The sequence below is a fragment of the Hydrogenophaga taeniospiralis CCUG 15921 genome, from assembly GCF_001592305.1.
GTDB classification, from domain to species: domain Bacteria; phylum Pseudomonadota; class Gammaproteobacteria; order Burkholderiales; family Burkholderiaceae_C; genus Hydrogenophaga; species Hydrogenophaga taeniospiralis.
In genome coordinates this window covers 28,792-53,337 of record NZ_BCWR01000010.1, presented here as the reverse complement: position 1 = coordinate 53,337, position 24,546 = coordinate 28,792, and the positions used below count along the sequence as shown (strand labels likewise).

Below are 24,546 nucleotides of genomic sequence, written 5' to 3'. Positions count from 1 at the left end.
CGGTGTGAACGGACGCCCCAACGGCACGCGTCCCAAAAAAAAGGCTTCGGAACCGGAGTTCCGAAGCCTCTTGGCTGGTCTCAGCGCTGGGCTAAGACGGTAGATGCGCAGGGCTTAGTAGCCGCCGCGGCCGTAGCCGCCACCGCCGGAGCGATCGCCACCACCGCCGTAGCCACCGCCACCCGAGCGGTCACCGCCGCCGCCGTAGCCGCCGGTGCGGGGAGGACGTGCCTCCATCGGACGGGCTTCGTTCACCGTGACGCTGCGGCCACCCAGCGACTGACCGTTCATGCCATTGATGGCGGCTTGCGCCTCGGCATCGCTGCCCATTTCGACGAAACCAAAGCCCTTGGAGCGACCGGTGTCGCGTTCCATCATGACCTTGGCGCTGGTGACCGAGCCGAACTCGCTGAAAGACTGTTGCAGGTCTTCGTCACGGACGGTGTACGGCAGGTTGCCGACGTAAAGTTTATTGCCCATAGGGACTCCAGAAAAAACAGATACACAAAAGCGATGGGGTCCCGAAAGCTCAACAAACCCTAGAGTGCCGCCGTAGCGCGCGAAACTGACCGATCACCTGAATGCGCAGGCTTGACGCCTACGCCAAGGCATTATGCGCCTCTGGGCGCGACGGGCGGTTTTTATTTGTGAACCGTGTTCCCGCATCCCGCCTGCGCCTGGCGCCATCAGTCCCGGTTGCCCTTCCGCTTCTTGTAGTTGTGCATGAAGCGGCCGAACGCGCGGTCCTTGTTGCGCCGCTCGGTGAGCGACAGCTCGTGAAACTCGGACTCCTTGCGCAACTTCAGGTAGTTGCGCAGGTGCGCTTCGCTGACCTCGTTCCGGTCGATCGCGGCACGCACCGCACAGCCCGGTTCGCTGCCATGCGTGCAATCGGGAAAACGGCACTGGCCCGCCAGCTCGGCGATGTCGGCGAAGCTGTCTTCGATGCCTTCGCCCGCACCCAGCAGGCCCAGCTCGCGCATGCCGGGCATGTCGACCAACAGCGCGCCGTGCGCCAGCACGATGAGGTGGCGCCGCGTGGTGGTGTGGCGACCCTCGCCAGTGTGGCTGACCTCGCGGGTTTCCAGATCGCCGTCGCCCAGCAGGCGGTTGATCAGCGTCGTCTTGCCCACGCCCGATGAGCCCAGCAGGCAGTACGTCTTGCCCGGTGTCATGAGCTCGCGCACCTGCTCCACGCCCGCGCCGGTCACGCTGCTGACGCAGACGATCCGGGCCTCCACGCCCACGCGCCGGATTTGCCCGATCAGCTGCTCCAGTACCTCCTGGCTGATCAGGTCCGTCTTGGTCAGCACCACCACGGGCTCGATATGCCCGTCGTGCGCCATCACCAGGTAACGCTCCAGCCGGGGGATGTTGAAATCGAAGTGGCACGACATCACGATGAACGCCGCGTCGATGTTGGCGGCGATCATCTGGAATTCAACGTCGCGGCCCGCTGCCTTGCGCCGCAGGAACGAGCGCCGCGGCAGCACCGTGTGGATGCTCGCCTGCGTGCCGCCATCGCGGTAACGCACGCCCACCCAGTCGCCCACGCAAGGCAGATCGGCCGAACTCTCGGCCAGGTGCAGCAGCTTGCCCGTGAGCTCGGCGGGCACCTCGCCCGCCTCGTTGCGCACCAGGTAACGGCCCCGGTCCACCGCCGTCACCCGGGCGGCACACAGGTCCAGCGCCGCCAGTTCGCTGATGCTGGGGGCGAGCCATGCATCCATGCCCAGTTCACTGAGTTCCATGGACACAGTTTCGCCGATGCCGTGGGAGCCTTGCTTGCGCTGGCTCAAGCATTTCCAGGGAGGCGTGGACGTTGACCCGAACGTCCCGGCTCCCAGGCGCGGCGAAGCGGCGCTTATCCCCGTTGCGGCACCAGCGTCTTGCTGTAGAGCGAATCCCCCGCGAGGTCTTTCAGCGTCACCGTCAACGCGCGCGTCCGGGCGTCGATGTCGACCTGGCCGAAGAACTGCAGGCCATTGGTGGGCGGCGCGTTCACCTCGGTGGGCGCCTTCTGGTACACCACCTGCATGCCGAAGGTGGCGTCGGTCTTGTTGGGGCCGAAGCCGCCGGCGTTGAGCGGGCCGGAGACAAATTCCCAGAACGGCGAGAAGTCGCTGAACTGCGCCTTGGCCGGATCAAAGTAATGGGCCGCGGTGTAGTGCACGTCGGCGGTGAGCCACACCAAGTTCTTGATCCCCGCCTTCTTGATCGCGCGCAGCAGACCGGCCAGTTCCAGCTCCCGGCCCTTGGGTGCGCCGTCTTCGCCGTTGGCGATGGCTTCCCATTTTTCCTTGCCATCGGCCACATGCAGGCTGAGTGGCATGTCGGCGGCGATCACTTTCCAGACCGCCTTCGAGCGCTTGAGCCCGTCCAGCAGCCAGTCCAGCTGGGGCCTGCCCATGAAGACGGTCTCGGCGCTTTCACTGGTCTGCAGGTTCGCGGTGTTGGGGCCGCGGTAGCTGCGCATGTCCACCACGAACAGATCGAGCAACGGGCCTTGCGGCAGGTGGCGGTACACCCGCTCGGACTCCACATCGGCCGTGCGGCGCATCGGTGCGAACTCGTTGAAAGCCTTGGTGGCCCGCGCCACCAGCAGCGGGACGTTCTTCTCGGTGTAGCGCTTGTCGTCGCTCAGGTCCTTGGCATCCGAGTAGTTGTTGACCACCTCGTGGTCGTCCCACTGCCAGATCTGGGGCACATCGGCCGCCATGCGGCGCACGTTGGCGTCCATCAGGTTGTAGCGGTAGCGGCCACGGAACTCGTTCAGTGTTTCAGCGACCTTGCTCACCTCTTCGGTCACCACGTTGTTCCACAGGCTGCCGTCGGCCAGCTTCACCTGTGCGCTGATCGGACCGTCGGCGTAAATGGTGTCGCCGCAGTGCAGGAAGAAGTCGGGGTTGGTCTTGCGCATCTGCTCGTAGATCTTCATGCCGCCCCAGGCCTCGTTGATGCCCCAGCCCTGCCCGGCCGTGTCACCGCTCCAGACAAAGCGCACGTCGCGCGTGGCCCGGCCCTGGGTGGCCGCCGGTGGCAGGCGCAGATGCCCTAGCAGGGGTTCCGAGAGCACGCGCTCGTTGTGCAGGTCCTGCAGCACCACGCGGTAAAAAATCTCCTGGCCGGCGGGCAGCCGGGTAAGGTCGACGCGACCGGTGAAGTCGGAGTCTTCCAGCATGTGCGGGCCACGCACGCGGGTGGCATTGGCAAAGCTCGCGGTGGTGGCCCACTCCAGCCACAGGCGTGCCGGGCGGTCGCTGCGCGTCCAGATCACCGCGCCATCGGCCTTCGGGTCACCACTCTGGATGCCATGCGCCATTTGCGGGCGCGCGCCATCGCGCGTGATGATGGCGGGGGCTGCGGCGCCCTGCGCCCACACACGCGACGCTGGCGCCACCACGGCACCACCAAGTAAGGCCCCTTGGGCCATGAAAAGACGACGATCCATCGAAACACTCCAAAGACAGTTGCAACAGCGCTGCAGTCTTCGGGGTTTCGATGTCAGGCGTATGAAGGTCGCGTGTCAGTTCGCCACTATTCAGACACCGACCCACCACCCAGCGCAGCCTGCTTGCGGCTCACGTGGTAGGCCGTCATCACCTGTGCGGCAATCAGGTCCAGGCTCGGGCGGACGATGCCCTGTTTGTCGGTCCACACCTTGGGCGTGAGCGCGCCCGAGAGCGTGAGCGCCTCGCCATCGGCCAGCGCCAGCAACGCCGCGCAGGGCGCCTCGTCGAAGGCGATCACGTTGACGATGAACTCTTCGTCCGCCTTGTTACGCGCCAGCACGCGCGCCACGATGTAGCCGCGGCCCGCCTTGTCCACGCGGCGGGAAGCGTCGCCCATCAGGCGGCCGGCAATGAGTCCGTCGATCATGAGCGCGGCTTCTCGAAACCCGAGACCACCCAGGCCTCGGCGCTGTTCGCGTTGAGTTTAAAGTTTGGCGGCGCGGACACCAGGGCCAGCTCTTCGTCGAACTCGTTGAGCGCGCGCAGCGTGGCGGTGGCGCCCTCTTCGTCCGGCACGATGGCCAGCTCCACGCGGATGCGCTGGCCACCCACCGTGATGCTCACGTTCTTGTTCAGCTCGGCAAAGCGCTGCTGCTCCGAGCGGCGGATCACCTCTTTCGCCGTTTTCACCAGCGTGTTGAACGCACTGGTGTCCAGCGGCTTGGGGTCCTTTTTGTTGCGCCCCATGGTCCAGGGGCCGACCAGCGCGGGCTCGGTCTGGCCGTCCAGAAACATGGCCACCGCCCAGCCATCGTCGTCTTCGTTCTTGATCACGCGCGCGGTCCAGTGCTCGTCGCTCCACACGCGGTCTTCGTGGATCGGGTCTTGGGTGTCTTGGGTCATGGGGGGATGGTAAACGGCGGCGCCCGCAGCACAGGGGTTTGCGATGTAATGCCCAGCCATGAGGTCAGAATCCGCCCCGCTGCTCTATACCTACCGCCGCTGCCCCTACGCCATACGTGCGCGTTTGGCCCTGCTGCAGGCGGGCGTGGCGTTTGACGCGTTCGAGATCGTGTTGCGCGACAAACCCGCCCAGATGCTGGCCCTATCACCCAAGGGCACGGTGCCTGTGCTGCGGCTGCCTGACGGCCAGGTGCTGGAGCAGAGCCTGGACATCGTGCGCTGGGCCTTCCTGGAAACCGGTGACGTCGACGGCTGGTGGGCGCGTGGGCAGAGCGACACAAACCTGGCGCTGCTGTCGGCCTGCGACGGCGGATTCAAACACCACCTGGACCAGTACAAATACCCCGAGCGCTTCGACGGCGTGGATTCCAAGGCACACCACCGCGAGCAGGCGGTGGACGTGTTGCTGAGTCCGCTGGACGCGCAGTTGCAAAGTACCGGCCATTTGGGTGGTCAGGCCCCCTGCGCCACCGACATCGCCATCTTTCCGTTCGTGCGGCAGTTCGCTGCGGTGGATCCCGCATGGTTTGAAGCACTGCCGCTGCCTGCGCTCAAGGACTGGCTGCACGGCTGGCTGTCAACCACCCTGTTCAACACGGCGATGACAAAGCTGCCGGCCAACCAGACGACCGCTTTCCCCACGGCGTGAGGCGGTCGCTCAGACCACCGGCCCGAACAGACCGGTGCGCCACAGCACCTCGCGCTCTGCTTCGCTCAAACCCAACAGTTCCTCACCCGGCCGGGCCAGTACCCGGCGATGACCCACCGGGAGGCTGAGCGCCCGGCCACCGTTGAAACGCAGGCGCCCGGGCACAGCCGCCATTGCAGCGGGCGGCTGCGGCGAACCGGCAGCGGCCCAGCGGTCGGGTACCAGCGCCGAGGGTCGTTGACAACAGCTCATGATCGTTCTCCCACAGCCAATTCGATTGCGCTCGCGCCGCCGGCCACGGCCAGCCACAGCAGCAACCCCGCCACCCACCCCGGCGCCAGCAGGGCCGCGGGCAGCACCGCCAGCCAGACGCCTAGGCAGTGCACGCAGGCCAGGCCGTCGGCCAGCGGCGTGCCGGCCGCGGCCACGTGCAGGCGCGAGACGAGGTCGAACGGGCCCCGCTCACGCGCCACCAGCCGGGCCAGCCGCCACACGGCCAGCACCGAGAGCACCGCTTCAAACCACGGTGGCTCGGAGCCAAAGCCGAGGTCCATGGGCGGGCTCAATCGGCGTTGAACACCGCGAACAGGCGGCTCGCGTCCTGGTACACACGTGTGGCCTCGTATTCGAAGGCCGGTGTCGGCGGCGCCATCACCTGGTTGGTGTCAAAGGCGCGCGAGACGCTGCGGGCAAAGAAGCCGTAGGAGCCCTGGGCGGCGGCGGCCGGCAGTGTGTACACCGCCTGCATCAGCCCGCCTTGGTCGCCCACCGTGGTGTGCCAGTGCTCAAAGCCGAGCGGCCCGTCCGCACCACCGCTGCCGCCCGTGCGCACCATGCCCACGTTGCCGCAGACGGTCGGGTGGAAGTAGGCGTTGCGGAAGTGCTCACTGTGCACGTCCATCGTGACGCGGAACTCCACCGCCACCGGCACAGCCCCACGGTGCACCACCGGGCAGTTGCCGCCGATGGGCAGCCAGGCGGCATCGCCGGCCTTGCGCCACGCGATGTCGAACACGAAGCCGGGTGCGTGGTTGTCCACCACCACCGCCACCGGCGCCGCGCTGGACAACACGTTGCTTGGCAGCGTGCCCACCTGCAGCACCAGCTCGTAAGTGCCGTCGGGGTAGGCGCCTCCCGTGGGCCAGTCGAGCAGCAGTTGCTCGCTGGGCAGCCAGTTGTTGGGCCCGGCGGGCAGGTTGATCGGGTACCAGCCGTTGGCATCGCTGGTGGGCGCGTGCCACTCGCCCACGCCGACGCCGTTGAGCCGGTAGAGCCACCAGCTCACGCCCACAAAAGGCGTCTGCGGGCCAAAGACCGCGCTGCCCGGCGCGCGGTGGCGGTACAGCACGCGGTAGTGCGTGGCCGCCGGGTGCGTGCGGTGGCAGCCCAGCAGCGACAGCTTGCCGTAGGCCGGGGAACGCGCGGTCGGGTTGGGCAAGGCATCGACGCTGGTGCCCGAGGGGTGCGGGCGGTTGGTGCGCAGGTTGTAGCCGGTGGCACCGTCAAAGGTAGTCGGGTCACCCGTGAGCGGCAGGCGCCCGGCCATGACGATGGCGGGCGCGTTGCCGCAAGGTATCTGCTCGTCGGGGAAACAGTCGGGCGCCACGCGCGCGCTCGGGTCCGCCTCCAGCGTCACGAAGGGCAGGTTCCCGGCGTTCCAGCGCACGTCGAAGTGGCTCTCGCCATAGATCACCTCTTCCACGCCGTCGCCGTCCACGTCCTGCAGCACGCGGAAGGTGATGTCGGGCACGTCGATGATGGGCACCCACTCGGGCACATGAATGTTCACGCAGCGCCGCATCGGGCCGATCCAGTGCTGCGGGTCAAAACCCTCGAACGCCTTGGGGTCCAGCCGCAGCTGTGCGGCCACGCTGTCCAGCGCCACGCGCGACAGCACGCCCTTCTTGCCACCGGTGTCGACCATGAAGTCGGCCGGCAGCGGCGGCGCCATGCGCAGCGCCGCCGGTGCGTCCAGCGCCTGGTCCAGCGCGGAAGTGTCTTCGCCAAACGCGGCGCCGGGCAGGGTCTCGAAGCGGGCCAGTGCCTCGGCCGCGCGCGTATCGCCCATCGCGGCGATGCGCCGCAGTGCCGCGAAGTCGGGCGCCGGATCCGGCCCCGGGATGGGCCCGCGCGGGTCGCGCTCGGTGAGCACCGGGATGCGCTCCCGCAGATCGTCCAGCAGCTCGCGCCAGTTCGGCCGCTCGAAGAGCACCGGGAAACACAGCCGCAGCGTGCGCCAGCGCAGCACCCAGTCGATGTCGAAGCGTGGAATCCAGACGCAGAAGTTGCCGCACGCGTCCGTCTTCACGGTGGCGATCACCTCGCGCCGGCAGTTGAACGGAAACAGCCAGCTCCACGGCGAACCCACGGGGTGGAAAGCGAACAGCGAACAGTCGGTGTCTTCCACCTGCACGGTGGCCAGCGGCACCGGCATCTGGCGACCCGTGGTCGCGTCAGTGCGCACCACCTTGCCGCACACCCGCTGCATGAAGAGCCAGCGCGGGTCCAGCACATGGCCCAGCTTGGCCTTCAGCTCGGCCACCGGCTGACCGGCCAGGCGTTTGATCGGCGCACCGCTCAAGGCCGCCAGGCGCGCGGCGCCCAGCTTGCCGACCACCGCCGACTCGGCGGCGTCAAAGTCGGCGGACAGGCGCGCTGCGGCAACAGCGGCGCGATCAGGGGACGGAGTGGTGCGGGCATTGCTGCCCGCACCTGGGTTGGGTGACTTGGCCATGGCGACTCCTCGGTGATTGGGGTGGGCGATCGATCCGCATGAGGCCCGATGCGTCATGGGAAACGACCGCGTTCAGTCTGCGAGTCGCCTGCGCGGGTGGCATCCCCCACATGGGAGAGCGCCATCCCCTGTTTGGGAGAGCCAACGGTCTGCTTTTGCGGGGTTTTACATGCGGATACAAGGCAGGCCGCGTGTCATCAGCCTGCAAGGCCGACTTTGTGACCCTCGTCGACGACCTGCTGACCCACACGCATGCCAAGGCTCGCCGCGTTCATCTGGTGATCGACAACCTGAACATCCACTCAAGATCGGCATCCTCAGTCGTCAATGCCTGGACCGGCGTGTTGAATGCCGACGCCGACTGCAACGCGAGGCTGAAGCTTGGCAGCAGGCCCGCAACGCTGCTCAGCGAACCATCGGGTGGACGTTCACGCGTCAGGACGCGGATCAGAAGCTCAGTCGACGCCTCGTTCCGAAACTTGCGTGTTGATGCATCAGGTGCATGGCCTATAACAAGTTTTGAAAATTGCCGCGACTTTTACGGTGGGACAAGCCGCAACCGGTAGATCAACGCACTCTCCGCGTTCATGCGCGGCAGCGGTAGGCCCACGGCCGCCAGCCAGGCGCCGTGCGCGGTGGGCGGCAGGGCCTGCTGGGCCCCGGCGGCCAGGGCCGCGTCGTTCAGCGGGCTGCTGGTCCAGTCGGGCGGCGTGGGGTCCAGCCGTTCGATGGTGTAGTGCGCGGCCGTGCGCAGCATGGACAGGCGCAGCGGGGGCGTGTTGCGGTGGCTGGTGGGCGTGGTGCGGTAAACCAGCAGCAGTACCTCGCTGGCATGGGCGTCACCATGCGCTTGCCACAGCACGCCGTCGCCGGCCTCGCCCAGCCACACCTGGCCGGTATGCAGGCGGTTGCGCAGCTGTTTGTACAGGCCCACCCAGCGGCCCAGCGCCATGCGCTCCTCGTCGCTCAGGTGGCGCACATCGGCCTCTATGCCCAGGTGGCCGCTGAGTGCCACGCCGGCGCGGAAGTTGAGGCTTTGGCTGCGGCCCGTGGTGTGCACGGGCGCGGGGCCAATGTGGGCGCCCAGAATCTCGGGTGGCAAAAACTGCAGCGCACCGCGCTGGATGCTCACGCGCGACAGCGCATCGTTGCAGTCGCTGGTCCACACGCGGTGGGTGTGGACCAGCACGCCCATGTCCAGCCGGGCGCCGCCAGAGGCACAGCTTTCAATCTCCAACTGCGGGTGGGCGGCGCGCACCCGGTCCAGAAGGGCGTACAGCGCGTGCACAAAGCTGCGGTAGGCCGGGCGCCCCAACGCATCGCCCGCCGTGGTCAGGTCGCGGTTCATGTCCCACTTCAGGTAGGCAATGGGCACGTTCTGCAGCAGGGTGTCCAGCTGGGTGAACAGGTAGTCCGCCACCTCGGGGCGGGCCACGTCCAGCACCAGCTGGTTGCGCATGGTGAGCAGCGGGCGGCCTTCGAGCTGCAGCGCCCAGTCGGGGTGGGTGCGAAAGAGCTGGCTGTCGGGATTCACCATCTCGGGCTCCACCCACAGGCCAAACTCCATGCCCAGCTCGTTCACATGGTTCGCCAGCGGCTGCAGACCGTGCGGGTACTTGCCGGGGTCGGGCCACCAGTCGCCCAGCGCGGCCTGGTCGCTGTGCCGGCCCTGGAACCAGCCGTCGTCCAGCACAAAGCGCTCCACGCCCACGCTGGCGGCGGCAGCGGCCAGCGCGCGGATGTCCTCGGTACGGTGGTCAAAGTAGACCGCCTCCCAAGTGTTCAGGTGCACGGGGCGCGGGCGCATGCGCCCGCCGGGCCAGGGCAGGCGGCTGCGCACCGTGGCGTGGAAGTTGGCGGCCAGGCCGTTCAGACCCTGCGTGGAGCAGCTGGCAAACAGCGTGGGCGTCTGCAGCGATTCACCCGCAGCCAGGCGCACTTCGCCCGGCGCCAGCCATTCGCCCATTTGCCATTGGTACTGGCCGTCGTGCAGCCATTCAATGGCCTGGCGGTGGTTGCCCGACCAGGCCAGGTGCGCGCCATACACGGTGCCCGTGTGCTGCGTGGCGCCCGGCGTGGTGACCACGGCGCCCGGAAAGCTGTCGTGCGAGGTGCGGCCACGCCGGTTCTCGCGCTGCCACAGGCTGCGCGAGAGGGCATCCACCTGCAGCTGGAATTCATTGGCCCATTGGCCCGTGTAGGAGCGCACGCCCTGCGCATCGCCCGGCAGCGGCACGGTGCCCGCGGCCAGCCAGTGCACGTCCAGCACGTCGGCACCGTCATTGAACAACTCGCAGCGCAGCTGCAGCACGTCGTTAGCGTCCAGCGCCAGGTGCAGCACCAGGCGCAGCTGGGCCACGCTGTCTGTCAGGTGGATGGCAATGCTTTGGCCGGGCACCAGGGTCTCGATACGGCAGGCGGTGAACTGCTGAGCAAACTGCCGTCCGCTGCGGTGTGCCAGCAGCGCGCTCTGGCCGTACCAGCCGACGCCAAAGGTGGGCGCCACGGTCAGCGGCTGGTCCAACTCCATGCTGCTGGGCGGGATGGCCCGGCCATCCCGCAGCGGCGCCAGCGGCACACAGTGGTCCGGCAGGCGCGGGCCCCAATAGCGCCACAGCGGTGCCTCGTCCGGGCGCACCTCCAGCACCACACTGCTGTGGGTGCCGTGCAAAACGGTGAATGCGGCAGAGGCCTCGGGTGCGTGGGTGGGCATGTTCAGTTGCAGTAGATGCGCTGGCCGCTCTTGTCAAACAGCAGGGCCTTGGCCGCGTCAAAGTGGGCGTCCATTGTCTGGCCCGAGCGCAGGCTGCGACCGTGTTTGCTTTCCATGACCACCATCACACCACTGGCCGAGCGTGCGTACACAAAGGTCTCGCCGCCCAAATGCTCCAGCATGTCGATGCTGACGGGCAGCGTGGCGCTGCCGTCTTCTTGGAAATGTTCGGGCCGCACGCCCACCGACACCTCGGTGCCCACAGCGGGCAGGTTGCCGTCCAGCGGCAGGGTCACCACGGTGTTGTCAAAGCCGGCCAGGGCCACTTGGCACTGGTTCACGCCGTTGAATCGGTTGTGGCCCGTCACTGTGCCGTCGAAGAAGTTCATGCGGGGCGAGCCGATGAAGCCCGCCACAAAGGTGTTGGCTGGGTTGTCATACAGCTCCAGCGGCGCGCCCACCTGCTCCACCACACCGGCGCGCAGCACCACGATTTTGTCGGCCAGCGTCATGGCCTCCACCTGGTCGTGCGTCACATAGATGATGGTGCTGCCCAGTTCGCGGTGCAGGCGCGCAATCTCGATGCGCATGTGCACGCGCAGCTCGGCGTCCAGATTGGAGAGGGGTTCGTCAAACAGAAACACCTGCGGGTCGCGCACGATGGCACGGCCGATGGCCACGCGTTGGCGCTGCCCGCCCGACAGGGCCTTGGGCTTGCGCTCCATCAGCGGGCCCAGGCCCAGGATGTTGGCGGCGGCGTCCACCTTGGTGGCGACCTCCGCCTTGGCCACACCGGCGTGTTTGAGCGCAAAGCCCATGTTCTCGCGCACCGTCATGTGGGGGTACAGCGCGTAGCTCTGGAACACCATGGCAATACCGCGTTTGGACGGGTCCACGTGGTTCATCACCTGTTCACCGATGCGCAGCTCGCCGCTGGTGATGTCTTCCAGGCCCGAGATGGCGCGCAACAGCGTGGACTTGCCACAGCCCGAGGGGCCGACAAACACCACGAACTCGCCGTGTTTGATGTCCAGGTCCACGCCCCGGATGACATCGACATCGCCGAACGATTTGCGGACCTGGGTGAGTTTGACGTCTGCCATGCGGTTCTCCTCGTTTTATTCTGCGCGTAGTGTCAGGACTTGCTCGCCCATGCGGCGTGTGGAGACGCGCACGGTGATGTCGCCCACCGCGCCGGTGGTCTCGACCCAGAAGCCGGTCACTCCGCCCTTGAGCGTGAGCGTGTCGGGCCCCAGCAGCCTGGCCGCACCGGCCACCTGTACATGCACCACCTCGTCCAGGAAAGGCAACAAGCGCCCGGCCTGGTCCAGCGCACGCACGATCACGCGGGTGGCGTCTTTCTCGTCGGCGCGCAGCACCGTGTCGTCCACCTGCACCTGCAGTGTGGTGGGCAGCGGGTTGCCGGAGAGCTTCACGGTAGCCACGGCCTTGCCATCGATGTAGCCGGTGACGGTGGCGTCGCGCCACAGCATGCCCCAGGCGCCCAGGTCACTCATGTTGACGTGGCGGCTGTCGAAGATGACGGGCGCATGCGGCAGGTGGGGGTAGCGTTCGCGGTCGGGCTCGGCGCGCTTGGCGGCAAAGTCGCCCACCTTCAGTTCCACATGGTCGCAGTTGGTCAGCACGATGAGGGGCAGCACCTCGCAGCGGTCTTTCTCGCCACGGGCCCAATAGGTCACGGGCTGCAGCACCACCTGTTCGGCTGGGCTGCACTGGCTGGTGTAGCCCCAGGCGGCGAACTTGGGCTCGCGGAAGATGTCCAGCACGCCGTGGTGGCAGATGCGATCACCCGCGCCAAAGTCCTTGTGCGTGTTGTAGTCGTACATGCACCAGCCAATGGCGCCGCTGATGACCGGGTTTTCATACGCCTTGTCCAGCACCTGCAGGTGGCGGATCACGTGTTCGGCCTGGCGGTCTTCGGGGTCGATGCGCTTGGTGGGGTACATGTGGCCGTTGAACTCGGTGATGAGATACGGCACCTCATGGTCCAGGCCGGTCACCTGGCGCGGCTGGCGCAGGGGTGTGGGGGCAATGCCCTTCATCCATTCGGGAGTGGCGACGTGGCAGAAGTCGTTGACGGTGTACACGTCTTCGAGCAGCTCGCTGTTTTCGATGTAGCGCACGCCGCCGGTCTGGCGTGTAGTGTCCAGGCTGCGCGCCATGGCGTTGGTGCGGGTGTAGAAGTCGTGGTGGTCCTGCGACTCGTTGATGCGCACGCCCCAGATGATGATGGAGGGGTGGTTCCAGTCGCGCTCCACCATGCGGCGCACGTTCTCCACCGACTCGTCCTGCCAGGTCTGGCCACCAATGTGCTGCCAGCCTGGAATTTCTTCAAACACCAAGAGGCCAATCTCGTCGCAGCGGTCCAGAAAGTAGGTGGACTGCGGGTAGTGCGAGGTGCGCACCAGGTTGCACTTGAGCGAGTGCTTCACCACGTCGGCATCTTTGGCCTGGGCGCGCTGGCCCATGGCGTAGCCTACGTAGGGGTAGCTCTGGTGGCGGTTGAGGCCGCGGATCTTGAGGTGTTTGCCATTGAGGAAAAAGCCCTCGGTGGTGAAGCGGGCGGTGCGGAAACCGAAGCGCGTGCTGAGCTGGTCGCCGTTGTCCAACGTGGCGCGCACCAGGTAGAGCTGAGGCGCGTCGAGCTCCCAGAGTTTGAGACCTGCGAGTGATGCAAATGCGGCTTCAAAACCCGTGGCACCCAGGCTGACGGTCTGCTGGTGCAGCACGGTGCCGTCCACGCTGCAGAGTTCGACCAGGGCCTTGCCACTGACGGGGGCGTTCGCGGGGTTGGCCAGGAAGCCCTTGACCAGCACACCCTTGGTGTCCGTCAATTCCTGCGAGGTTTCCACCTTGAGGTTGGCAATCGATACGGCGTCGTTCACCTGCAGCCACACATCGCGGTAGATGCCGGCATAGGTCAGGTAGTCGATCTGGCCGCCAAAGGGCGGGATCTCGGGGTTCTCGCTCCCGTCGATCTTGACGGTGATGAGGTTGTCGCCTTCCTTGAGCAGGCCGGTGAGGCGGGCGCTGAAGGGGGTGTAGCCATCCTTGTGCGCGGCGACTTGCTGGCCGTTGACCCAGACCACGCTGTTGGCCATGGCGCCGTCAAAGCGCAGGCTGACTTCGCGGCCCGCCAAGGCGGGCTCCCAGGCCAGGGTGTACTGGTAGGCAAATTCCTTCTGGTAACTGTGCTCGTCCAGGTAGGTCAGTTCCAGGTCCACTGCGTTGTGTGGCAGGCGCACGGCGACGCCGGGCAGGGCCTTGGTGGTGTGTTCAGACGAAAAAGAAGTGTGAAAGGTCCAGCCCGAGACGAGCTTGGTAACGGTTCGCATGAAGAAAAACCCTATTTGACGGAGCCCAGCATGCCCTGTACGAACTGCCGTTGCATTGCAAAAAACACCACGAGGGTGGGCAAGGTGGCGAGCACGGCGGCGACCATGATCACGCCGAAGTCCGGGAAGTAGGCTGAGCCCAGCGAGGACAACACCAGGGTGATGGTCTTGAGCTCTGTCGACTGCAGCACGATGAGGGGCCAGAGGAAGTTGTTCCACGCCGTCATGAAAATGATGACGAAAGCCGCCGCGTAGGTGGAGCGCATCACCGGCATGTAGACGAACAGAAAGATCTGCCACTCCTTGAGGCCATCCAGCCGCGCTGCCTCGCGCAGCTCGGACGGGAAGGCCTTGGTGCTCTGGCGGAAGTAGAAAACGATGTAGGCCGAGGCCAGCGCGGGCAGGATGACACCCATGTGCGTGTCCAGCAGGTCGAACTGCGCCATCAGGATGAACAGCGGAATCATCAGTGCGGCAAACGGAATCATCAGCGTGAGCAGCAGGCCGTTGTAGACGCGTTCGCGGGCTTTGGAGCTGAACACTTCAAAGCCATAGCCGGCCATGGACGAGATCATCAGCGTGGCGAAGCCGCCCAGGAGGGCGATCTTTCCGGAGTTCCAGAAGATCTGCGCCATGTCGAAGGTCTTGTTGAGCTTGGCCACGTTGTCCAACAGGGCTGTGCCCAGCGAAAACTTGCCCTTGGTCACGTCCACCGACGTGTTGGTGGCACCAATCACCATCCAGGCAAAGGGGAAGAGCGAGAGAAAGGCCATCACCCCCAGAAAGAGGTAGACGCCGGCCATGCGAAATTTTTCAGTCCAGTTGGTCATCCTGTGTTCCTCACTTTCGCTCTCGGGCGGCATAGAACTGGATGGATGCCAGCAGGGCCACCAGCAGCACGATGACGTAGGACACCGTGGCGGCGTAGCCGAAGTTGGGCACAAACTTGAACGACAGGTTGTAGATGTAGAGCGAGAGCGTGAGCGTGCTGTCGGACACCACGCCGCTGACGGAGGTGATGTTCATGGGCTCGTCAAACAGCTGCAGCGTGCCGATGGTGGAGGTGACCGTGGTGAACAGGATCACCGGCTTGAGCATGGGGATGGTGATGGAGACAAAGCGGCGGTAGGCCGAGATGCCGTCAATGCGGGCGGCTTCGTAGATCGACTTGTCGATGTTCTGCATGGCCGCCAGATAAAAGATCATGTTGTAGCCGGTCCAGCGCCAGGTGATGGCGGTGATGATGACCACCTTGGACCAGAATGGGTCGTTGAGCCAAGGAATTGGCTCACTGATAAGGCCCAGCCATGCGAGCGCATGGTTGATCAGGCCGTCGTACGAAAACATGCTCTTGAACAGCACCGAATACGCCACCAGCGAGGTCACGCAGGGCAGAAACACCGCCGTGCGCAGCAGCCCGCGAAAGCGCAGGTTCGGCATGTTCAGGCAGCTCGCCATGACCAGGGCCAGCACGATCATGAGCGGCACCTGGATGATCAGGAAGATAAAAGTGTTCTGCAGCGCCCGAAGAAAGATCGGGTCGCTGGCCAGACGCACCATGTTGCCGGTGCCTACGAATTCGATGACGGTCCCCTGCCCGGCGTGCAGGGACATCCACAGCGACTTGGCAATCGGGTAGGCCATGAAGACCCCGATCAGCGCCAGCGCGGTGGACACAAAGAGCCAGCCGTTGACGTCGTAAAAACGCCGGTAGCTGGTCGCAGGCGTGGGCCCCATGGTGGTCTTCCGGTTCGGCTTATTTGACTTGCGAGGCGAGCTGGTTGTGGATGTTCTCCAGCACCTTGTCCACCGGCATGCCCTGGGCCAGGCCCTGCAGCTGGGCGGCCACGGCGGCGTCACCCTCGTAGGTGTACATGCCATAGTTCACGGAAGGCACCTTGCCCATCCAGTCGCTGAACTTCTGCCACACCTTGTCGCCGCCAAAGAAAGCATCGCCTTCAGAGTAGGCTTTGCCACTGCGGGAAGCCAGCAGCGAACCCACGGCGCCGCGGGACTGCAGGATGGTCTGGTAGAAATCCACATCCTTGGCGTAGATCTCATTCAGGAAGTCGGCCGCCGCGGCCTTCTCCTTGCCGCTGGACAGCACATACCAGCTGGAGCCGCCCAGATTGGAGGCGTTCACTGCGCCCGGCAGGTCCAAACGGGGCGTGGGTGCCACGGCCCATTTGCCGGATTGGCTGGCTTCGGCCTTGACCGAGCCGGTGATCCACACGCCGGTGGTGATGGATGCCACGTCACCCTTGTTCAAAGCGCCCACCCACTCGCCCCAACCGGAGGTGGGTTTGTAGATGCCGGTCTTGAGGAACTTGGCCTGTGTTTCCAGGGCGGCCCTGAGCGCGGGGTTGCTCTTGATGTCGAGTTTGCCGTCCTTGTCAAAGTACCAACGGCCGGCACCCTGCATCATCACGCGGATGAGGCCACCGTCCTGCGGGTCCATGGCAAACATCTTCTTGCCGGTCTTGGCTTCAACCTGCTTGCCGATTTCGATGAAGCGGTCCCAGGTGATGTTCTGCATGTCCTTGTCGCTGAAGCCGGCCTGCTTGATCAGATCGGTGCGGTAGTACATGCCGGTGGTGCCGGTGTCAAAAGGCAGGCCGTACACCTTGCCACCCAGGGTCATGAGGTTGACCTTGTAGTTGGCAAAACCCTTGTGGTCCACCTTGCCGGACAGGGATTCGAACGCGCCGGGGAATGAGCGCAGGTACTTGGGTGCGTTGTAGTCTTCCACCAGCACGATGTCGGGCAGGTTTTTGGTCACGCCGGAGGCCAGGGTGGTCTGCAGCTTCTGCTCCAGATCGGCCTTGGCCATGTCGACGATCTTGAAGGTCACGCCGGGGTGCTTGGCGGTGTAGCGCTTGGCGGCCTCTTGCATGATGGCGATGTTGAAGTTGGGGTCCCAGGCCCAGATGGTGACTTCACCCGCGTGGGCGGCGTGGCTGGCCATCAGGCCGGAGGTGCTCAGGGCCAGGCCGATCATGGCGCTGAGGGTGCTGCGTTTCGCGAAATTCATGGTTTGTTTTCCTGTCTCTGTGTCAATGAATTGGTGGCAAGTGGCGGCCGGTAGAACATGGGCAGCCTGGCTTGTTGTCTCCGGTAAGCGTGTGATGACGGTGGTGCGACGGGCATCCTTTCCAAAATTTAAGCGGTTAAATTTTCAAGCCGACTCAGGCCCGCGTTTGCTGACTGACCAAGAGAGCGACATCCCGGAAGCTCCTCTGAAACACTCTAAAAATTAGAATTTAAGCGGTTAAATTCAGCCATTTTTGGAGTATATCTACGGGTACAGACAAATAGACTGCGTCCTAGGGTAAGTCCCAGGGTTCAAAAAAACGCATCAATTGATGCCCATTCACATGAAGTCGCAGCGCACATGGCCACCCTGAGTGAAGTCGCCCGCCTGGCCGGTGTCACCACCGCCACCGTCTCCAACGTGCTGCGCAACACGCAGAAGGTGAAGCCTGCCACCGTGCAAAAGGTGCAGGAAGCCATCGCCGCCACCGGCTACCGGCCCAACCTGATGGCGCGTGCGCTGGCCGAGGGCAAGTCGTCCATGGTGGCGCTGGTGCTGCCCGACATCAACAATCCGTTTTACCCCGAGTTCGTGCGCGTGGCCGAGCGCGTGGCGCGGCACCGCAACTACTTCCTGATGGTGTGCAACACCGACGAGCGCCCCGACATTGGCCGCGCCTACCTGCACCAGATCGCCGGCACGCTGGCCGACGGCGTGCTGGTGCTGCACACCGGTATCAGTGCCGACGATATCAACGCGCTGAAAACGCGCCGCTCCCCCATCGTGCTGGCGTCCGAAGAAAAGGTGGACCTGGCCGACCAGATCCCGCATGTGGTGGTGAACTTCCACCGCGCTGGTGAGATTGCCGGCCAGCACCTGCTGACGCTGGGCCACCGGCGCATTGGCGTGATTGTGGGTTGTGGCCTGGAAGGCATGCAGGTCGGGCGGCTCGAAGGTTTTCGCGATGCGCTGCACGCGGCTGGCGTGGCGCTGCCGGACGCGGTCATCCGCAACGTGAGTGACACCGTGGCCGGTGGCCACGACGCGGCGGTGTCGCTGCTGGAGCAGCACCCCGATCTCACCGCCATTTTTTGCACCAACGACTTGATGGCCTATGGCGCCTCGCAGGCGCTGGCCGACCGGGGCATCCGCATTCCGCAAGACATCTCGCTTATCGGTATCACCGACATCCAGTTGGCCAAGGACATGCGGCCCGCTCTCACCACGGTGGCTCTGGGCATTGAGCAGGTGGCCACCATCTCCATCAACCTGCTGCTGGACCTGATAGAAAACCCGACGCACGAGCCCACCATTGTGCAGGTGCCCGACCCGGTGCTGGTGGTGCGCACCTCCACCGGCCCGGCGCGCAGCGGCGCCGCCTGACCGGGCCGCTGCAGCACCAGGCGAGCACGCTGAGCGACGTTCTCGTTTTCGGCAGCCATGTGTTGTGGAACGACCTTCTGGTCCACGGCCTGATCGACGAACTGCATATCTTGATCTTCGAGAGCGGCGCGATCCTGCTCCACCATCTTGGCGCGCGCATCGGCACGCACCGACTCCATCAGCCCTTGTGCGTCAAAGGTGAACGTCAGCGTGAGCGACAGCTCGCCGTCGGTCATAGCGGCTCGGGCCGATCGCTCGTCCACCGCTTCCCAGGGCAGTGGCCAGTGCGATCTTCAGAAGTCCCATGTCCGTTCTCCGCTGCGGGGTCGAGTGAAAGGTGTGGACCGGGCTCAGGGCCGGTGAGCCGATCTCAGCAGAGCCAGCACGGCATCGCGCACGGTGCCATCGTGCCCCACCAGCAGGTGGCCCCCTTGCTCAAAACCGAGAAACCTCGCACCAGCGATCTGGCTGGCCGTGTACTCGGCGGGCGCGTAGGTGCCAAAGCCATCGTCACGCGCGCTCACCACGAGCGTGGGCGCCTGGATGCGCGCCAGCGCATAGGCCTTGAGCCCCTTGCCCAGCCGGGTGTCGTCGCGCAGCCCCGCCACCCTGGCCGACACCGGCAGGATGCGGTCGGCCAGATCGTTCACGCGCGCACGCTCGGTTTCGCTGGCCGCGGCCACCTGCTCGGGCGGCGTGGCCAGCACGTGGCGGACCACCTGATCGCGGGCCAGCTGCAGGCCGGCCCAGAACAGAAAGTCCGAACCCAGCAGGCGCAGCAGCAGCGCGTCTTTGCGGTCGGAAACGGGCGGCGCCGTGGCCGCGACGTCGCCGGGCTTCCAGGCAATCGGCACCACCAGCACCAGCGCGCTCAAGCGGTCCGGGTGGCGGATGGCGGTCTGCATGGCCGACGGGCCACCCACCGACACGCCCATCACCGCCGCGCGCTGGAGCCCCAGCGCATCGAGCAGGCACACATGCGCATCGGCCTGCGCCTCGGGCGAGGCGTCCGCCGGCCGGGGCGTGCGCAGATAGCCAAAGCGCGACATCGCGATCACCCGCACACCGTGTTGTGTCAAGGGTCGCGCCCACGCCATGCCCTGGTCGTGGCCGCCTCCGCTGCCGTGGATCACCAGCAGCGGAATGCCTTGCCCCGCCTGCTGCACCTCGATAGGGCCGCACCGGGTGTTCACCAGCTCGCTGCCCGCGGCCGACAACACGCCGGCCCGCCCGATGTCCTGCCGGAAGCGCCAGCCGGTCCACAGGGCCACGACCAGCAGGCCCAAGGCGACGGCACCCCAGGCCGTCGCTTTCATGGTCTTCCTGGCGCTGCGCATCATCGTTTCCCCCAAGTAAGTGGTCTGCTTCGCCCGGCCCTGCCAGTTCGGTCCACAGGCCATTTTTTGGGTTGCGCGGCCCAATCCCGTTGACTCACATCAAGCGGCTCGAATCTGTTGACCCCGAGCAATGCACCCGCATTGCCATGACAATGCACCTGCATTACCATGCAAGCCTGTCCCACCGTCGGAGCACCCCATGCCCGCCCTGATCGCCGCCGAATCCACCCTCACCGACCGCTACCAGACCACCGTGCCCGAGCCCGTGCGCAAGGCGCTGGGCCTGACCAAGCGCGACAAGATCAGCTACGTCATCCGCAGCGACGGCGAAGTCGTTCTCACCCGTGCCCAGCCTGAGGCCGAAGGCGACCCCGCACTTGAGCCGTTCCTGCACTTCCTTGCACAAGACATCGCCCAGCACCCCGAGCACCTGCAAGCGCTCGACGCCAGCCTGCTCCAGCGCGTGCAAGCGCTCACCCAGGGCATGGTGGTGGACCTGGACGCGCCGCTCTCGGCCGACGATGAATGAGCGCGGCCCGCAAACGGGCCGATGCGCCAGGCACCCCACCCGCCGGCGCGCCCCTCGTCGTCAACGGCTGGACGCTGTTTGCCCACCCTCTTTTCCTGCAGCAGCTCAACGCGCTCACAGCCCAGGTCGCCGAACTCCAGCGCAAGGACCCCAAGGGCTACCAGAAGAAGAACGCCACCAAACGCCTCGCCGCCATCCGGCAGCTCGCGTTTGAAGTCATTCCGCAAGACCCCACCCGGTCCGAATACCGCCAGGGCAACACCCTCGGCGACGGCAACAAACACTGGTTCCGCGCCAAGTTCTTTCAGCAATACCGGCTGTTCTTCCGCTTCCACGCACCCAGCCAGACCATCGTCTACGTCTGGGTCAACGACGAAGACAGCAAGCGCGCCTACGAGAGCCACACCGACGCCTACCGCGTGTTCGCCAGGATGCTGGCGAGCGGGCATCCGCCGGGGGACTGGGCGGAGTTGTTGAGCGCGTCACAGGTCGTCCCGCCATGACACCCGCCCCGCTGCTCTACTCCTACCGGCGCTGTCCCTACGCCATGCGCGCACGGATGGCCCTGCTGCACGCGCGCGTGGCGTTTGATACGTTCGAGATCAGTTTGCGCGACAAACCCAAGCAGATGCTGGCCCTGTCACCCAAGGGCACGGTGCCCGTGCTGCGGCTGCCAGACGGGCAGGTGCTGGAGCAGAGCCTGGACATCATGCGCTGGGCCTTTGTTGAAACCGGCGACACCGAAGGCTGGTGGGCGCGTGCACAAAATCCGGTGAACCTGGAGCTGCTGGCGGTCTGCGATGGCGCGTTCAAACACCATCTGGATAGGTACAAATACCCCGAGCGCTTCGATGGCGTGGATTCCAGAGCGCACCACCGCGAGCAGGCGGTGGAAGTGTTGCTGAAGCCGCTGGACGCGCAGTTGCAACGCACCGGCCAACTGGGTGGCCCCGCCCCCTGCGCTGCCGACATCGCCATCTTTCCGTTTGTGCGGCAGTTCGCGGCGGTGGAGCCGGGGTGGTTTGAAGGGCTGCCGTTATTGGCGTTGAAGAGGTGGCTGGATGAATGGCTGAAGCATCTCCATTTTGTGTCCACCATGGCCAAGCTACCTAACAGGAAGATGGATCACCACCCTTGAACCCATCGATAATTTCGGGTCAGATATTGCACTCGGCCAAAAGCGATTTGGCTTTTATTCCGAAGCTCCAAGGCTAAATCATCCTTTAGACAAACTAGCTTCTCCAACGACCTCCACCGCCTTTTCATGAACAGCGCGAGACAGCAATGCAGCAATGCCGCCGTGCTCCGTAGCGGCATAGAACTCAAGTCGGCGTTCTGCCCTGCTTGCACCAAGATAAACCTGCGATACAAACTTCCTGAGGGCCGCGGCGGAATATGGGCCATCAGGTACTTCTCCCTGATTCACATCAATCAAAAGGACCGTGTCGAACTGAAGGCCTGCAACGAACTCGGGCATACTGAACAAGAACTTGCGCGTACTGTGAGAAATGCTAGATGCTTCGTCGCGGGAGGTAATGGCAACAAATGAATCTCTAAGTTCAGAAAAATCAAGATAACGTTTGAAGAGCTCATTGCTTGCACATAGCACTGCGACTCGTCCATCCTTTCCAAGCTCGCGCTGCAACAAGCGAGCACGTTGAAATACCAGCGTGTAAGTTGCAACCGTGGATCTTGTCGTACAGACTGTTGGGATCTGTCCATCTTCAATCTTGGAAACGCCACTGTACTTAGGCCACTCTTCGTCGAGATCTTGCCCGGGAAAAGACTCATCAATTCGAGCAAGAGTTTGGGCAATCTGTGGCGTGTACCTGAAGACCTCGACCAGTTCAATCTTTTCCACTTTTCCGAGTTTGGCATCCCTCCAAAAATCAAGCTGCTTGGTCTCGGCACTGGGAAGTTTCAGAAAGGTATCCCGCGGGGACTGCTTTGCGTCATACGCCATAAAGACTGCCGGGTTCTGTGTCGGCGATCTAAGCAAATGCCTAAAAATCATTCGCTCCTGCCGATTAAAAAGGTGTAACTCATCCACAAAAACTGCATCAAACCCTTCTGTCTCCCGAGTCGCCTCCCATCGGAAACTGTCGAGGTGATTTAGGAAATCCGTCACCATTTGATCTCCACCAATCGCTTTCATCTCTCGAAGCATTAGTCGGAATCTGTCATACAGCGCCAATGTTACCTCTCGCTCCTCCTTGGTCTGAAGAAACATCATCCAGCCTTTTCGCCTCTCCGAAAGATACTGCTCACGTCGCGCATTTCCACCTCGAATCCCCTCCGCATCCAAAACGCAGGCGAATTCATTCAACATCTCCCATAGGAAGAAGCGCCGCTCCATAGAGTCTCGCTCAGCGGCCATATAGGCTACAAACGGTTGTGAACATCCCGACTTGTAGGCAACCCAGTCGCCACGCTTGTACTCCTCAATGACATCATTCAACACGTCGGCCTGAAATAGGCGCCCTTCATGACCATCAAGCGAAACTGGCGTAAGTTCGTCGAGGTCATATCGCATCTGACGATTCGCTAGGGAGTACAACGTCGAGACCACCAAGCTTGGACGCTCCGAAGAGAGAAACTCTAGACCGGCTTCCGGCTCCATCTCAATGACAAGATTTTCGATGGCTTCTGCTGTGGCCGAGGCATGCGTCAGAAACAAGAAACGCTTGATCTCATTTTTGGCCGCTGCCCGCTTCAAGTCACGCAAGCACTTAACAACGAGTGCAACGGTTTTACCTGTACCTGCAGGCCCGATAAGTCGAATACTGCCATCGTGCGGGTGCTCTACGAACCGACGCTGCGGGGCAGTAAGTCGCGTTCGGTACCAATCATCGACAGTCAGTTGACCCTTCGCCTTCATCGGCAACGACGCATCGAGCGCAACTGCACGACCAATGCTGTCAGGTGTTGCCGGCGGTACAACAACCGATAGAGCCGTCCCCAGATTTTCGAGTGCTGCATTTTGCAACTCAAGCGGAGGCTGAAACGCGGATAGATCACGGGTACCAGTCCTATCAAGGTGGAACGCAAAGACGCGCTGTCCACCACCATGGGTAAGCTCCAAAATGACTCGACCTACCTCGGTGCGACCGCCATTCGAAGTTCGGAGGTAGCGGTCAGCCTGGAAAGATAATCTGTTCTTCGAGTGATAGGCACGCCATGTGACTGGTATCGACCTAGTTCTTCCGTTCACGAGCATCGTTGCACATCGCATGACTCGTCCGAGCGCCTCTTGGCGCCCCTGCGTAGACAGGCATGTCAACGGGCCCTCCGCAGCAAGACTAATCGTCAATAGTGCGTCAGTAGGTTGAAACGAACGCGACAAAATGAAACCATGCTCGCCAACCTCGACGCACTTCATCTGATCATCTGACACCGGCAATTTCAGCGCGTCACAAACACTGTCTAAATCTATCTGGCCCGCGGCAGCGGCAGACATCGACTTTTGGTCAATCGTGATGCTTTTCATGCTTATTCCAAAGTAATGCTCGTCAAGCTCATAGTGACATCTTTACAGCGTTTTTCGTACGTAGGGGGAAGTCCGATCTTTGAGTACAAAGCCCCGAACGCCTGCGAGACTGCATATTTAAATGTGGGATGCAGCCGCCCTACGCGTAGCAGTGAAGTCTCAGCCTCTGCGTCCGTCACGCGATAGCAAACTGCCTCATACGGAATACCAACAATCTCTCGGAGCAGAACTACAGCACCATCCTCCGAGACTTGAGGAAGGCTCGTAAGTAGGAAGGCATCCTCGGGCAAGGCCTCAGACTCCTTCTGCGCGTCTGCCAACACTTCCTGTCGACTCTGCTCTATATCACGTCGGAGAACAGCAGCTCTATAGGCGACGAATTGAGCAAGCTTGTCGCGTGATGCGTTCGCATCCAAAGCATCAATTGCACCTCGAAAGGCGCTCAATGCAGCATTGAATTTTTTGCGCTCCTTCTCAGGAACCTGCAAGGCTTCACAAATTGCCTCAGGTTCCTCGCGCATCACCCAGTCCGTAGCGGCATCCGCAGTAATTGAACTCTCCGAGCCCAAAAACTGCGTATGCCATTTTGCAACTTGGCCACGCAACTTGATGCGTTCACTCAATTTCAGCTTGTCTAGCTTTTTTGTTGCCCAGTTCGTCCGAACATACCGATCAATCGGCAGCACTCTAAGGCAGGCGAGTTGACGACCAAACTTGCCTTTGCTGATGTCACAGTCGGCTGTAATAACGAGGCAGATCTCCTCGACCTTGCCCGTTTGCAGTGACCTTGCCACCAGCAGATCACCTTGGCGTACCTCCACTGACGTATCAGGGACAAACCACTCAGTATCGGTTTCTGTTTGCATGTACCTATGACCTCCCAATCACGCATTTGAGCTTACTCGATGTATG

General features: G+C 63.7%; 22 protein-coding genes and 1 pseudogene. 5 read left to right on the top strand and 18 right to left on the bottom strand.

Annotated features, from left to right (window positions below; genetic code table 11):
• Nucleotides 1-114: 114 nt before the first annotated feature.
• The 5 genes from HTA01S_RS13365 to HTA01S_RS13345 form a co-directional block, all read right to left on the bottom strand.
• Nucleotides 115-480, bottom strand: a complete 366-nt coding sequence (locus tag HTA01S_RS13365; protein ID WP_068172300.1) for an RNA recognition motif domain-containing protein — start codon at nucleotides 478-480, stop codon at nucleotides 115-117.
• A gap of 206 nt (nucleotides 481-686) precedes the next feature.
• Nucleotides 687-1,799 (bottom strand): ribosome small subunit-dependent GTPase A, encoded by a 1,113-nt coding sequence (gene rsgA, locus HTA01S_RS13360; RefSeq protein WP_218017352.1) that lies wholly within the window; start codon nucleotides 1,797-1,799, stop codon nucleotides 687-689.
• Between the two features lie 65 nt (nucleotides 1,800-1,864).
• Entirely contained in the window at nucleotides 1,865-3,451 is a 1,587-nt protein-coding gene (locus tag HTA01S_RS13355; protein ID WP_068172297.1) for an alkaline phosphatase D family protein, read from the bottom strand.
• Between the two features lie 86 nt (nucleotides 3,452-3,537).
• On the bottom strand, nucleotides 3,538-3,879 hold the full coding sequence (locus HTA01S_RS13350; protein ID WP_068172294.1) for a single-stranded DNA-binding protein: 342 nt from the start codon (nucleotides 3,877-3,879) through the stop codon (nucleotides 3,538-3,540).
• Nucleotides 3,876-4,355: a hypothetical protein gene (locus tag HTA01S_RS13345; RefSeq protein WP_068172291.1), complete on the bottom strand. Its 480-nt coding sequence runs from the start codon at nucleotides 4,353-4,355 to the stop codon at nucleotides 3,876-3,878. Before HTA01S_RS13345 ends, HTA01S_RS13350 begins: the two co-directional genes overlap by 4 nt.
• A 58-nt stretch (nucleotides 4,356-4,413) precedes the next feature.
• On the opposite strand from HTA01S_RS13345, the gene HTA01S_RS13340 reads away from it, so the two are divergent.
• Nucleotides 4,414-5,064, top strand: a complete 651-nt coding sequence (locus HTA01S_RS13340) for a glutathione S-transferase (RefSeq protein WP_068172288.1) — start codon at nucleotides 4,414-4,416, stop codon at nucleotides 5,062-5,064.
• A gap of 9 nt (nucleotides 5,065-5,073) precedes the next feature.
• On the opposite strand, the gene HTA01S_RS25270 is transcribed toward HTA01S_RS13340, so the two are convergent.
• The 9 genes from HTA01S_RS25270 to HTA01S_RS13300 all read right to left on the bottom strand — a co-directional run bounded on the left by HTA01S_RS25270 (nucleotide 5,074) and on the right by HTA01S_RS13300 (nucleotide 16,898).
• A complete protein-coding gene (locus tag HTA01S_RS25270; RefSeq protein ID WP_157572098.1) occupies nucleotides 5,074-5,316 on the bottom strand; it encodes a hypothetical protein in 243 nt (80 codons plus the stop codon).
• Nucleotides 5,313-5,618: a hypothetical protein gene (locus HTA01S_RS13335; RefSeq protein WP_068172285.1), complete on the bottom strand. Its 306-nt coding sequence runs from the start codon at nucleotides 5,616-5,618 to the stop codon at nucleotides 5,313-5,315. The genes HTA01S_RS25270 and HTA01S_RS13335 overlap by 4 nt, the downstream gene beginning before the upstream one ends.
• 8 nt (nucleotides 5,619-5,626) lie before the next feature.
• Nucleotides 5,627-7,798, bottom strand: a complete 2,172-nt coding sequence (locus HTA01S_RS13330; RefSeq protein WP_068172282.1) for a hypothetical protein — start codon at nucleotides 7,796-7,798, stop codon at nucleotides 5,627-5,629.
• 538 nt (nucleotides 7,799-8,336) lie between these two features.
• Complete coding sequence (locus HTA01S_RS13325) at nucleotides 8,337-10,511, bottom strand: alpha-galactosidase (protein ID WP_068172279.1); 2,175 nt, start codon at nucleotides 10,509-10,511, stop codon at nucleotides 8,337-8,339.
• Nucleotides 10,512-10,513: 2 nt separating this feature from the next.
• On the bottom strand, nucleotides 10,514-11,614 hold the full coding sequence (locus tag HTA01S_RS13320) for an ABC transporter ATP-binding protein (RefSeq protein ID WP_068172276.1): 1,101 nt from the start codon (nucleotides 11,612-11,614) through the stop codon (nucleotides 10,514-10,516).
• 15 nt (nucleotides 11,615-11,629) lie between these two features.
• Entirely contained in the window at nucleotides 11,630-13,867 is a 2,238-nt protein-coding gene (locus tag HTA01S_RS13315; RefSeq protein WP_068172272.1) for a glycoside hydrolase family 2 protein, read from the bottom strand.
• A gap of 11 nt (nucleotides 13,868-13,878) precedes the next feature.
• Entirely contained in the window at nucleotides 13,879-14,697 is an 819-nt protein-coding gene (locus tag HTA01S_RS13310; RefSeq protein ID WP_068172270.1) for a carbohydrate ABC transporter permease, read from the bottom strand.
• Nucleotides 14,698-14,707: 10 nt separating this feature from the next.
• Nucleotides 14,708-15,604 carry a carbohydrate ABC transporter permease gene (locus tag HTA01S_RS13305; RefSeq protein ID WP_068172268.1) on the bottom strand — a complete coding sequence of 299 codons (897 nt, stop codon included), beginning with the start codon at nucleotides 15,602-15,604 and terminating at the stop codon, nucleotides 14,708-14,710.
• Between the two features lie 19 nt (nucleotides 15,605-15,623).
• Nucleotides 15,624-16,898, bottom strand: a complete 1,275-nt coding sequence (locus tag HTA01S_RS13300) for an ABC transporter substrate-binding protein (RefSeq protein ID WP_068172266.1) — start codon at nucleotides 16,896-16,898, stop codon at nucleotides 15,624-15,626.
• A gap of 360 nt (nucleotides 16,899-17,258) precedes the next feature.
• Between HTA01S_RS13300 and HTA01S_RS13295 the strand changes: the two genes are divergently transcribed.
• Nucleotides 17,259-18,281 (top strand): LacI family DNA-binding transcriptional regulator, encoded by a 1,023-nt coding sequence (locus tag HTA01S_RS13295; protein ID WP_068172265.1) that lies wholly within the window; start codon nucleotides 17,259-17,261, stop codon nucleotides 18,279-18,281.
• Nucleotides 18,282-18,415: 134 nt separating this feature from the next.
• Here the strand turns inward: HTA01S_RS13295 and HTA01S_RS26270 are convergent.
• Together HTA01S_RS26270 and HTA01S_RS13290 are read right to left on the bottom strand one after the other, a co-directional pair.
• Nucleotides 18,416-18,559 (bottom strand): annotated as a pseudogene (locus tag HTA01S_RS26270) (DUF6920 family protein); the annotation flags it as partial.
• A gap of 72 nt (nucleotides 18,560-18,631) precedes the next feature.
• Entirely contained in the window at nucleotides 18,632-19,597 is a 966-nt protein-coding gene (locus HTA01S_RS13290) for an alpha/beta fold hydrolase (protein ID WP_169804777.1), read from the bottom strand.
• Nucleotides 19,598-19,817: 220 nt separating this feature from the next.
• Here HTA01S_RS13290 and HTA01S_RS13285 point away from each other — a divergent pair, with 220 nt between their 5' ends.
• Genes HTA01S_RS13285 through HTA01S_RS13275 form a run of 3 tightly spaced genes read left to right on the top strand, consistent with a single transcriptional unit; the run spans nucleotide 19,818 to nucleotide 21,285 of the window.
• Complete coding sequence (locus HTA01S_RS13285) at nucleotides 19,818-20,147, top strand: type II toxin-antitoxin system PrlF family antitoxin (RefSeq protein ID WP_068172261.1); 330 nt, start codon at nucleotides 19,818-19,820, stop codon at nucleotides 20,145-20,147.
• Nucleotides 20,144-20,650 (top strand): type II toxin-antitoxin system YhaV family toxin, encoded by a 507-nt coding sequence (locus tag HTA01S_RS13280; RefSeq protein ID WP_068172257.1) that lies wholly within the window; start codon nucleotides 20,144-20,146, stop codon nucleotides 20,648-20,650. The genes HTA01S_RS13285 and HTA01S_RS13280 overlap by 4 nt, the downstream gene beginning before the upstream one ends.
• Nucleotides 20,647-21,285, top strand: a complete 639-nt coding sequence (locus HTA01S_RS13275) for a glutathione S-transferase (protein ID WP_068172254.1) — start codon at nucleotides 20,647-20,649, stop codon at nucleotides 21,283-21,285. The genes HTA01S_RS13280 and HTA01S_RS13275 overlap by 4 nt, the downstream gene beginning before the upstream one ends.
• A 78-nt stretch (nucleotides 21,286-21,363) precedes the next feature.
• On the opposite strand, the gene HTA01S_RS25265 is transcribed toward HTA01S_RS13275, so the two are convergent.
• Entirely contained in the window at nucleotides 21,364-23,634 is a 2,271-nt protein-coding gene (locus tag HTA01S_RS25265; protein ID WP_157572097.1) for a UvrD-helicase domain-containing protein, read from the bottom strand.
• A 2-nt stretch (nucleotides 23,635-23,636) separates the two neighbouring features.
• The gene (locus tag HTA01S_RS25260) at nucleotides 23,637-24,500 is read right to left on the bottom strand and encodes a hypothetical protein (protein WP_157572096.1); all 864 of its coding nucleotides are present in this window, start codon (nucleotides 24,498-24,500) and stop codon (nucleotides 23,637-23,639) included.
• Nucleotides 24,501-24,546: the final 46 nt, after the last annotated feature.